Annotated in this window: 9 protein-coding genes; all 9 read right to left on the bottom strand. The window is 70.7% G+C overall.

What is annotated here, in order from left to right; genetic code table 11:
* Nucleotides 1-448 precede the first annotated feature (448 nt).
* The 9 genes from tyrS to QRN30_RS13250 all read right to left on the bottom strand — a co-directional run bounded on the left by tyrS (nt 449) and on the right by QRN30_RS13250 (nt 10740).
* Nucleotides 449-1762, bottom strand: a complete 1314-nt coding sequence (tyrS, locus tag QRN30_RS13290; RefSeq protein ID WP_042540028.1) for a tyrosine--tRNA ligase — start codon at nt 1760-1762, stop codon at nt 449-451.
* A gap of 63 nt (nt 1763-1825) precedes the next feature.
* Nucleotides 1826-2524 (bottom strand): DNA-3-methyladenine glycosylase, encoded by a 699-nt coding sequence (locus QRN30_RS13285; protein ID WP_284761198.1) that lies wholly within the window; start codon nt 2522-2524, stop codon nt 1826-1828.
* Complete coding sequence (gene argH / locus QRN30_RS13280) at nt 2521-3957, bottom strand: argininosuccinate lyase (RefSeq protein WP_017887965.1); 1437 nt, start codon at nt 3955-3957, stop codon at nt 2521-2523. Before argH ends, QRN30_RS13285 begins: the two co-directional genes overlap by 4 nt.
* Nucleotides 3958-4039: 82 nt before the next feature.
* Entirely contained in the window at nt 4040-5236 is a 1197-nt protein-coding gene (locus QRN30_RS13275; protein ID WP_284761197.1) for an argininosuccinate synthase, read from the bottom strand.
* Between the two features lie 18 nt (nt 5237-5254).
* Complete coding sequence (gene argF, locus QRN30_RS13270) at nt 5255-6178, bottom strand: ornithine carbamoyltransferase (RefSeq protein WP_017887967.1); 924 nt, start codon at nt 6176-6178, stop codon at nt 5255-5257.
* On the bottom strand, nt 6175-7398 hold the full coding sequence (locus tag QRN30_RS13265) for an acetylornithine transaminase (RefSeq protein ID WP_159556954.1): 1224 nt from the start codon (nt 7396-7398) through the stop codon (nt 6175-6177). The genes argF and QRN30_RS13265 overlap by 4 nt, the downstream gene beginning before the upstream one ends.
* The gene (gene argB / locus QRN30_RS13260) at nt 7395-8447 is read right to left on the bottom strand and encodes an acetylglutamate kinase (RefSeq protein WP_017887969.1); all 1053 of its coding nucleotides are present in this window, start codon (nt 8445-8447) and stop codon (nt 7395-7397) included. The genes QRN30_RS13265 and argB overlap by 4 nt, the downstream gene beginning before the upstream one ends.
* Complete coding sequence (gene argJ / locus QRN30_RS13255) at nt 8447-9646, bottom strand: bifunctional glutamate N-acetyltransferase/amino-acid acetyltransferase ArgJ (RefSeq protein ID WP_017887970.1); 1200 nt, start codon at nt 9644-9646, stop codon at nt 8447-8449. Before argJ ends, argB begins: the two co-directional genes overlap by 1 nt.
* Entirely contained in the window at nt 9643-10740 is a 1098-nt protein-coding gene (locus QRN30_RS13250; RefSeq protein WP_056071690.1) for an N-acetyl-gamma-glutamyl-phosphate reductase, read from the bottom strand. The genes argJ and QRN30_RS13250 overlap by 4 nt, the downstream gene beginning before the upstream one ends.
* Between the last annotated feature and the right edge of the window lie 17 nt (nt 10741-10757).

Here is a 10757-nt window from a genome sequence, read left to right as displayed (position 1 = left end):
ATAAATTGGCATTGACAATGTGCACGCTGTTGAGTTCTCAAGGACCAGACGCACTTGCTCTTCGGCCCGAGTTCGAGCTTCAGCCACAAGGCTTGTGTTCTTGGCTTGCCACCGGTTGTTCGTCGGACCCGGAGGTCCAGTGGCTCATCCCGAGGGGAGAGAACCGGTGGGCTTGTCATCCTAGGCGTCGAAGCGATCCGGCGCAAGGCACGATCTGAACTTCAGTGGAGGATGGTCCCGCTTGAGGGCCGACGTGCTCTGGGCTTTCGCTCCAGCCGCTCCGCCGCACCTTTGGGGTGACGAGTAAGAACTATACGCAGCCCTGAGCGGGTGCGCCAAGCCAGCTCCCATCCCGGGCGTGTCGCGTTGTGCAACACACGTCGCCCGGACGCAGTGATGCCCGGTTCCGCAGGGGAACCGGGCATCACGAGAGGTCGAGCGATCGGGGTCAGCCGAGCGTCACACCGGCGAGGGTCTTCTTGCCACGACGGAGCACGAGGACTCCCCCGGGCAGGGCGAGGTCGGACAACGGGGCGGCCGCGTCCTCGGCTCGGACGTTGTTCACGTAGACACCGCCCTGGTCGATCGCGCGTCGGGCCTCGCCGAGGGACTTCACGAGTTCCGTCTCCACGAGTGCCCGTGCGACGTCCGCCCCGGGGTCGAGCGTGACCGACCCCGGCAGCGCGGCGATCGCCGACCGCAGGGTCTCCGGGTCGAGCGCACCGAGGTCGCCGTTGCCGAACAGCGCGGCCGCGGCGTCGATCGCCGCCTGGGTCGCCATCACACCGTGGACGATCGAGGTGACCTCGAACGCCAGGGTCCGCTGGGCTTCTCGTCGGAAGGGCTCGTCGGCGACGGCCTGCTCGAGTCGTTCGATCTCGGCGCGCGTCAGGAACGTGAACTGCCGCAACCGGGCGATCACGTCCGCGTCCGTCGTGTTGAGCCAGAACTGGTACATCGCGTACGGCGAGGTCATCTCGGCGTCGAGCCAGATCGCGTTGCCCTCGCTCTTGCCGAACTTCGTGCCGTCGGAGTTCGTGATGAGCGGGGTGCCGAGGGCGTGCACCGTGGCGCCTTCGGCGCGACGGACGAGTTCGGTGCCGGAGGTCAGGTTGCCCCACTGGTCCGAACCGCCGGTCTGCAGCGTGCACCCGTACTGGCGCCAGAGTTCGCGGTAGTCGAGTCCCTGCAGGATCTGGTAGCTGAACTCGGTGTAGCTGATCCCCGCATCGGAGTTCAGCCGCGCGGCGACGGCGTCCTTCTTGAGCATCGAGTTGACGCGGAAGTACTTGCCGACGTCGCGCAGGAAGTCGATCGCGGACATCGGGGCGGTCCAGTCGAGGTTGTTCACCAGTCGGACGCCGTTGTCGCCGTCCGGGCTGAGGAACCGCGACACCTGGGTCTGCAGTCGGGAGACCCACTCGGCCACGGTCTCCGGGGTGTTCAGCGTGCGCTCGGCCGTCGGACGCGGATCGCCGATGAGACCGGTCGACCCGCCCACCAACGCGAGCGGCTTGTGCCCGGCGAGCTGCAGCCGGCGCATGGTCAGGAGCTGCAGGAGGTTGCCGCAGTGCAGCGACGGGGCCGTCGGGTCGAAGCCGCAGTAGTACGTGATCGGCTCACCGTCGAGGGCCTCTTGCAGCGCGGCCTCGTCGGTCGAGACCTGCACCAGACCGCGCCACTGCAGTTCGTCCCACACCGAGTCGAAGGCGGGGTCGTTCTGCTGGCGCGTCAGGACGTCTTGAGCGGTATCACTGGACACCCCGCCATCGTAGCGGCGACGGACGACCGGCAGGCGCGGCAGCCGGGAGGCCCGTGGCCGGGTTCACGGGTCGAGGGCACCCTTGTGCCGTCGGTACGTCGAGACCGTGGGGTCACCCGTCAGCCAGAAGCGCCAGGGGTACCGCACCCCGCCGGCGATGCCGCCGACGCCGGTGCGCGGGCCGCGGGAGATCCGCGGAACCGCAGCGCTCGCGGGCGGACCGGCCAGGGTCTCGGACAGGAGCTCGTCGATCACCTGGGCCGGTCCGGCGGAGGCGAGCCGGGCCTCCAGGCCGGGTGCCAGGGTGAGCACGAACGGGCCGGACCCGTCGAGGAGCGACGTGCCCTCGTCCTGCCCGAGGATCGCTCCGAGCGCACCACCGAGGTTGCCGGGCCCACGTGCCAAGGCGACGTCCGCGACCTTCGACCCGCGACGCGCTCGCGCGACGTCCAGGCCCTCGACGACCTGCGCACCGCGCAGCAGGGAGCCCGACGAGGTGCCGGTCGGCCCGCTCACGACGTTGACGCAGGTGTGGATGCCGTACGAGCGGTAGGCGTACAGCGTGCCGGGCGGGCCGAAGAGGTGGCGGTTGCGCTCCGTCATCCCCCGGTGTCCGTGTGAGCCGGGGTCGGTGGGGCCGGAGTAGGCCTCGACCTCGGTGATGCGGAGCGTCACGCCGCGCCCCGCGATCGTCGCACCGAGCAGGGCCGGCGCGATGATCGGGGCGGGCTCGGCGAGCAGCGCGGCGATCCCCGGGGTCATCGCGAGAAGGGTGCGCCCTCGGCCAGGTCGCGGACGCGGCGGGTGACGGACGCGAGCTGCTCGGCGACCCGGTCGGGTGCGGTGCCGCCGACGCCGGAGCGCGATGCGACGCTGCCCTCGATGGTCAGGACGGAACGGACGTCGGGCGTGAGGTGCTCGGACACCGACCGGTACTCGTCGTCGGTCGGCTCGTCGAGCTCGATGCCGCGCTCCTCGCAGTACCGGACGAGCGCGCCGGAGACCTCGTGCGCATCCCGGAACGGGACGCCCTGACGGACCAGCCACTCGGCGACGTCCGTCGCGAGCGAGAAGCCCTGCGGCGCGAGCTCGGCCATCCGGTCGGTGTCGAAGGTCAGGGTCGCGATCATGCCGGTGAACGCGGGCAACAGGACCTCGAGCGTGGCGACGGAGTCGAAGACCGGCTCCTTGTCCTCCTGCAGGTCGCGGTTGTAGGCCAGTGGCAGTCCCTTGAGGGTCGCGAGGAGCCCGGTCAGGTTGCCGATCAGGCGCCCCGACTTGCCCCGGGCGAGCTCGGCGATGTCCGGGTTCTTCTTCTGCGGCATGATGCTCGACCCGGTCGAGAACGCGTCGTGGAGCCGGACGAAGCCGAACTCCTTCGTGTTCCAGAGGATGACCTCTTCCGACAGACGCGAGACGTCGATGCCGATCTGCGCGAGGACGAACGCGAACTCGGCGACGACGTCGCGGGCTGCCGTGGCGTCGATCGAGTTGTCCGCCGGACGGTCGAAGCCGAGCTCCGCGGCGATCGCGGCGGGATCGAGGCCGAGGGAACTGCCCGCCAGCGCACCCGCACCGTACGGGCTGACGCTCGCGCGGCCGGCCCAGTCGCGGAGGCGCTCGAGGTCGCGGACGAGCGGCCAGGCGTGCGCGAGCAGGTGGTGGGCCAGGAGCACGGGCTGGGCGTGCTGCAGGTGCGTGCGCCCCGGCATGATCGCGGCCGGGTGCTCGGTGGCCTGCTGGGTGATCGCGTCGACGAGGTCGATCACGAGCCGCCCGATGCGCCGTCCGTGGTCGAGCATGTGCATCCGGCCGAGGGTGGCGATCTGGTCGTTGCGGCTGCGACCCGCGCGGAGCTTGCCGCCGAGCTCGGGACCGAGGTCGGCGATGAGCAGGCGTTCGAGGGCGCCGTGGACGTCCTCGTCGGAGTCGTCGGGCTGCAGCGTGCCGTCGGCGTGCGCCGCTTCGAGCCGGTCGAGGCCGGCGAGCATGCGCTCCAGCTCGTCGGCGGTCAGGTAGCCCGCGGTGTGCAGCGCTCGGGCGTGGGCACGGGACCCCGCGATGTCGTAGGGCGCGAGCTGCCAGTCGAAGTGCGTCGACTTGGAGAGCGCAGCGAGGGCCGCACTCGGGCCGTCGGCGAAGCGGCCGCCCCAGAGGGCACCGGTGTTGGTGGCGTCGGTCTTCTCGTCGGTCATGTCGTCCTGCGTCGTTTCGTCGGTGCTCGGGCGCGCCGGGGGCGGGGCCGCGGGCTGGTGGTCGGTCCGGTGCGGCTGTCGGTCAGTTCGCCGCATCGCGGCGGGCGGAGATCTTGCTGGGCAGTGACCAGAGTTCGATGAACCCCCTGGACACGGACTGGTCGAACGCATCGCCGGATTCGTACGTCGCCAGGTCGAAGTCGTAGAGGCTCTGCTCGGACCGACGACCCGTCACCGTGGCGCGTCCGCCCTGCAGCCGCAACCGGACGTCGCCGGAGACGTGCTGCTGGGTGTGCTCGACGAAGGCATCGAGGCTGCGCTTGAGTCCGCCGAACCACAGGCCGTCGTAGACCAGGTCGGCCCACTCGGCCTCGACACCGCGCTTGAACCGCGCGACGTCACGCTCGAGCGTCAGGCTCTCGAGTTCCTCGTGCGCGGCGATGAGGGCGACCGCGGCCGGTGCCTCGTAGACCTCGCGCGACTTGATCCCGACCACGCGGTCCTCGACGAAGTCGATGCGTCCGACCCCGTGCTTGCCGGCGACGGCGTTGAGCTCCTGCACCATCCGGAGCACGCTGAACCGCTGCCCGTCGAGGGCGACCGGCACCCCGCGGTCGAAGGTGATCGTGACCTCGTCGGCCGGCTGCGGGAGGGCCGGGTCCTGCGTGGTCGCGTAGAGGTCCTCGGTCGGGCCGTTCCACGGGTCCTCGAGGAGACCCGTCTCGACGGCACGACCCCACACGTTCTGGTCGACCGACCACGGCTGCCGCTCGGGCTGCTGGACCGGCAGCCCGTGCTCCTGCGCGTACTGGAGGGCACGGTCGCGGGTGAGGGCGAGGTCCCGCACCGGGGCGATGGTCCGCAGGTCCGGCGCGATCGCCGCGACGGCGGCCTCGAAGCGCACCTGGTCGTTGCCCTTGCCCGTGCAGCCGTGCGCGACGCTGTCCGCACCGAGCTGCTTCGCCGTCAGGGCGAGGTGCTTCGCGATGAGCGGTCGACTCAGGGCCGAGACGAGCGGGTACCGCTTCTGGTACAGCGCGTTGGCTCGGAGCGCCGGCACGATGTACTCGTCCGCGAACTCGTCCTTGGCGTCGACCACGAGCGCCTCGACCGCGCCGCAGTCGAGTGCGCGCTGCCGGATCGCCTCGAGGTCGTCGCCGCCCTGGCCGACGTCGACCACGAGTGCCACCACGTCCTTGCCGGTGCCGTCGCGCAACCGGCCGATCCCGACGGAGGTGTCGAGACCGCCCGAGTACGCGAGGACGACGCGGTCAGCCACTGGTGATCACCCGGTCGGTCAGTCGTTGGCGAGCAGCCAGGCCAGCAGCGCCTTCTGGGCGTGCAGACGGTTCTCCGCCTCGTCCCAGATGATGCTGCGCGGACCGTCGATGACGTCGGCGGTCACCTCGAACCCACGGTCTGCCGGCAGGCAGTGCATGAAGACGGCGTCGGCGGCGGCGTGCGCCAAGAGCGCGTCGTCGACGCGGTACCCCGCGAAGGTGTCGAGGCGCGACTGCTTCTCGGACTCCTTGCCCATCGAGACCCAGGTGTCGGTGACGACGACGTCGGCACCGGCCACAGCGGCCACCGGATCGGTCACGACGAGGACGGAGCCACCCGTCACGGCAGCGCGGTCCTCGGCGTCGGAGACGACCTGCGCCGACGGGGAGAACTCGGCCGGGGCGGCGACGCGGACGTGCATGCCCGCGGTCGCACCGGCGAGCAGGTACGACTGCGCCATGTTGCTCGCGCCGTCACCGATGAACGCCACGGTCTGCCCGGCCAGTGTGCCGCGGTGCTCACGGATGGTGAGCAGGTCGGCGAGGAGCTGGCAGGGGTGGAAGTCGTCGGACAGCGCGTTGACGACGGGGACCGTCGTGCCGGCGGCCATCTCCTCGAGCCCGGCCTGGCCGTAGGTGCGCCAGACGATCGCCGACACCATGCGCTCGAGCACGCGAGCGGTGTCCGACGGGGTCTCCTTGCCGCCGAGCTGGCTGTTCGCCGTCGAGATGATCAGCGGGCTGCCGCCGAGGTCCGAGATGCCGACGTGGAACGACACCCGGGTGCGGGTCGACGACTTGTCGAAGATCACCGCGACGCTCTGCGGACCGGCGAGCGGCTTCTCCGCCCAGCGGTCGGCCTTCATGCGGTCGGCGATGTCGAGGATCGCGGACTGCTCGGACTGGCTCAGGTCGTCGTCGCGGAGGAAGTGGCGGGTCATGCGGTGGGCTCCTGCGCTGCGGCGACGGCCGCGAGGCTCTGGGCGAGGATCGACAGGAACTCGTCGACCTCGGCGTCGGACACGATGAGCGGCGGCGCGATGCGCAGGCTCGACTCGTTGGGGGCGTTGATGATGAGGCCGCGTTCGAGGGCGGCTGCGTTGACGAGCGGGCCGACCGGGCCGGCGAGACCGACGCCGATGAGCAGGCCGGTGCCGCGGACCTCTTCGACCAGCGGGGAGCCGATGGCACGGATACCGTCACGGATGCGCTCACCCTTGACCACCGCGCTGGCGACGAGGTCGGCGCGCTCGATCTCCTCGAGCACGGCGTTCGCCACACGGGTGCCGAGCGGGTTGCCGCCGAAGGTCGAACCGTGCTGCCCGGCCGAGAACAGGTCGGATGCCCAGCCGAAGGTCACGAGGGCGCCGATCGGGAAGCCGCCGGCGATGCCCTTCGCGATCGTGATGGCGTCGGGCGTCACCCCGTGCCCCTGGAACGCGAACCAGTTGCCGGTCCGGCCGACACCCGTCTGGATCTCGTCGAGGATCAGCAGCGCACCGTGCTCCTCGGTCAGCCGGCGGGCGGCCAGCAGGAACCCCTCGGGCAGGTCGACCACGCCGGCCTCGCCCTTGATGGGCTCGAGGATCAGGGCGGCCACGGTGTCGTCGATCGACGCTTCGAGCGCGTCGATCGAGGTGTCGATGTGCTCGACGCCCGGGATCATCGGCAGGAAGTCCTGCTGCAGTGCGGGCTTGCCGGTGAGCGCGAGGGCGCCCATCGTCCGTCCGTGGAAGCCCTGCTTGAGCGCGAGGATCCGCGTCTTCGTGCCGTCGGCGCCCCTGTTGAGGCGGGCGAGCTTGAACGCGGCCTCGTTCGCCTCGGCGCCGGAGTTGCCGAAGTAGACCCGACCCGCGTCCCCGGCGCCGGTGATGCGCTTGAGGCGCTCGGCGAGTTCGAGCTGGGGCGGGGTGGCGAAGTAGTTCGACACGTGCACGAGCTTCGCCGCCTGGTCGGCGATCGCTGCGACGAACGCGGGGTGCGCGTGGCCGAGCGAGTTCACCGCGATCCCCGCGAGGAAGTCGAGGTACTCGTTGCCCTCCACGTCCCACACACGGCAGCCCTGTCCGCGCTCGAGCATGATCTTCGGAGGGGTCAGGGATCGCATGAGCGACGCCCCGAACCGGTCGTTCCAGGTCTCGGTCTGCGTCTCGGTGCTCACTGCTGGTGTCCCTTCTCGTCCGTACCCGCCACGTGCTGGCCGGTACTGCTGTCGATCGACGGCGACGCCACGCGTCGGCCGATCTCGGCGTGGGTCATCTGGTTCTCGGTTCGTCGGCTCGGGTCCGGGATCACCTCGGTGCCCGCACCCCGCAGGGTGAAGACCTCGAGCAGGATCGAGTGCGGGATCCGGCCGTCGATGATGGTCGCGCCGCCGACCCCGCCGACCACGGCGTCGAGGCACGCGGTCATCTTCGGGATCATGCCCGACTCGAGGCTCGGCAGGAGTTCACGGAGTTCCTCGACGGCGATGAGGTCGACGATCGAGTCACGGTCCGGCCAGTTGCGGTAGAGCCCCGGGACGTCGGTGAGCATCATGAGCTTCGACGCCCGGAGTGCGATCGCCAGGGCACCGGCCGCAGCGTCCGCGTTCACGTTGAGCGCCTGGTCGGGGTGCGCGTCGTCGATCGCGATGCTCGAGACCACCGGGATCCGGCCGGCCTCGATCGCGGCGAGCACACCGGACGGGTCGACGTGGGTGATGTCCCCGACGTGGCCGAGGTCGTACTCCTGCCCGTCGACGACGACGCCCTTCTTCTCGCCGGTGAACAGCGAGCCGCCGTCGCCGAACACGCCGACGGCCAGGCCCTCGCCGTGTTCGTTCATCAAGTCGACGATCTCGCGGTTCACCTCGCCGGCCAGGACGTCCCGGACGACCGTGATCGCCTCGGTCGTCGTGACGCGGTAGCCGCCGCGGAACTCGGACTCGATGCCCTGTTCCTTGAGGGCGGCGGAGATCTGCGGACCCCCACCGTGCACGACGACGGGGTGCAGGCCGGCGTAGCGCAGGTAGACCATGTCCTCGGCGAAGGCGCGCTTCAGGTCCTCGTTCACCATGGCGTTGCCGCCGAACTTGACCACGACGACCTTGCCCGAGAAGCGCTTGAGCCAGGGCAGCGACTCGATGAGCGTCGCGGCCTTGACCGCGGCGAACTCGTGCTCTTCTTCCTTCGTGAGGGGCGTGCCGGCCCCGTTCGTGTCGGCCGCCATCAGCTGGAGTACGCGCTGTTCTCGTGCACGTAGTCGTGCGTGAGGTCGTTGGTCAGGATCGTGGCCGAGTGCGTGCCGACACCGAGGTCGATGCGCACGTGGGTGTCACGCGGGGTCAGGTCGACGGAGTCGCTCGGCTCGTCGGGTGCGCCCGCGTGGCAGACCCGGACACCGTTCATGCTGACGTCCACCGCGTACGGGTCGAACTCGGCGTCGGTGGTGCCGATCGCTGCGAGCACCCGTCCCCAGTTCGGGTCGTTGCCGAAGACGGCCGCCTTGAACAGGTTGTTCCGGGCGACGCTCCGACCGACGGTCACGGCGTCGTCCTCGGTCACGGCGTGCACGACCTCGATCGTGATGTCGTGGCTCGCGCCCTCGGCGTCCTGCTGCAGCTGCCGGGCCAGGTCGGCACAGACCGCGGTCAGGGCTTCCTGGAAGTCACCGACCTCGGGCGTCACGCCGCTCGCACCCGACGACAGCAGGACGACGGTGTCGTTGGTGGACATGCAGCCGTCGGAGTCGACCCGGTCGAACGTGATGCGGGTGGCCGCCCGGAGCGCCTGGTCGAGCTGGTCCGGCGTCTGCACGGCGTCGGTCGTGATGACGACGAGCATCGTCGCGAGCCCGGGTGCGAGCATGCCGGCACCCTTGGCCATGCCGCCGACGGTCCAGCCGTCCTCGGTCACGACGGACTGCTTGGCCTTCGTGTCGGTCGTCATGATGGCGGTCGCGGCGTCCGGACCGCCGTCGTCGCTGAGTGCCGCGCTCGCCAGGTCGACGCCACGGAGCACGTTGTCGCGGAAGGACTGGTCGCCGACGCCGATGAGCCCGGTGGAGCAGACGACGACGTCGCCGGCCCCGATCCCGAGGGCGTCGCCCACGGCCTCGGCCGTCAGGTGCGTGGTCTGGAAGCCGAACGGGCCGGTGAAGCAGTTCGCGCCGCCGGAGTTCAGGACGACGGCCCGGGCGACGCCGTCCCCGACGACCTGGCGGGACCAGATCACCGGGTGCGCCTGGGCGCGGTTGCTGGTGAACACGGCGGCCACGGCCGCGTCGGGGCCGTCGTTGACGACGAGTGCCACGTCCGGCTTGCCGCTGGTCTTCAGGCCTGCAGTCACGCCGGCGGCGCGGAAACCCGCTGCCGCGGTGACGCCCTGGAGGCCCGGCTCGGTCTGGGTGGTCGTGCCTGCGTCGGTCACGGTGCGACTCCGTCCACGCTGAGGCCCGTGGACTCGGGGAGACCGAGGGCGATGTTCGCCGACTGGACGGCGGCGCCCGCCGTGCCCTTGGCGAGGTTGTCGAGGGCGGTCACCGCGACGACGCGGCCGGCGGCCTCGTCGACGGCGATGCCGACGAGCGCGGTGTTCGCGCCGATCGTGTCGGCCACCCGGGGGAACTCGCCCTCGGGCAGCAGGTGCACGAAGGGTTCGTCGGCGTACGCCTGCTCCCACGCGAGCCGGACGTCACGCGCGCTGACGCCGGGCGAGAGCTTCGCGGTCGTGGTCGCCAGGATCCCCCGCGACATCGGCACCAGGACCGGCGTGAACGAGATCGTCACGTCGGAGGCGCCCGCGACCTGCAGGTTCTGCTGGATCTCGGGGACGTGCCGGTGCGTCCCCCCGACGGCGTAGGCACTGGCGGACCCCATGATCTCGGAGGCCAGGTAGGTGGTGCTGAGCTTCTTGCCGGCACCACTCGGCCCGACGCTGAGCACCGCGACGAGGTCGTCGGACTCGACGAGGCCAGCCTGGATGCCCGGCTGGATGCCGAGCGTCACCGCGGTGACGTTGCAGCCGGGGACCGCGATGCGCTTCGTGCCGACCAGGGCGGAACGCTGCTTGCCCTGGGAGGCGATGTCGTCGACCTCGCGCCACTCGTCGGCCGAACCCGGTGTGGGAGCCGCGAGCAGGAGTTCGGGCAGACCGTACGTCCACGCGCCGAAGTAGTCGCCGCCGTAGAACCGCTCCCACGCAGCCGGGTCCGTCAGACGGTGGTCCGCGCCGCAGTCGATGACGAGCGCGTCGTCGCCGAGCTCCGCGGTGATCGCACCCGATTGTCCGTGCGGCAGCGCCAGGAAGACCACGTCGTGCCCGCGCAGCGTCTCGGCCGTCGTCTCCGCCAGGGTCAGGTGCGACAGCGAACGGAGGTGCGGCTGGGTCGCGATCAGGGGCTGTCCGGCGTTCGAGAACGCGGTCACCGTCCTGACCTCGAACTCGGGGTGGGCGGAGAGCACACGCAGGAGCTCACCACCCGCGTAGCCGGAGGCTCCCGCCACGGCGACGGATACGGACATGGGATTCCACCTTTGGT

This window comes from Curtobacterium sp. MEB011 (assembly GCF_030209655.1).
Taxonomy (GTDB): domain Bacteria; phylum Actinomycetota; class Actinomycetes; order Actinomycetales; family Microbacteriaceae; genus Curtobacterium; species Curtobacterium poinsettiae.
Note: the sequence above shows the minus strand (reverse complement) of the source record. Positions and strands in the feature narration are given on the sequence as shown.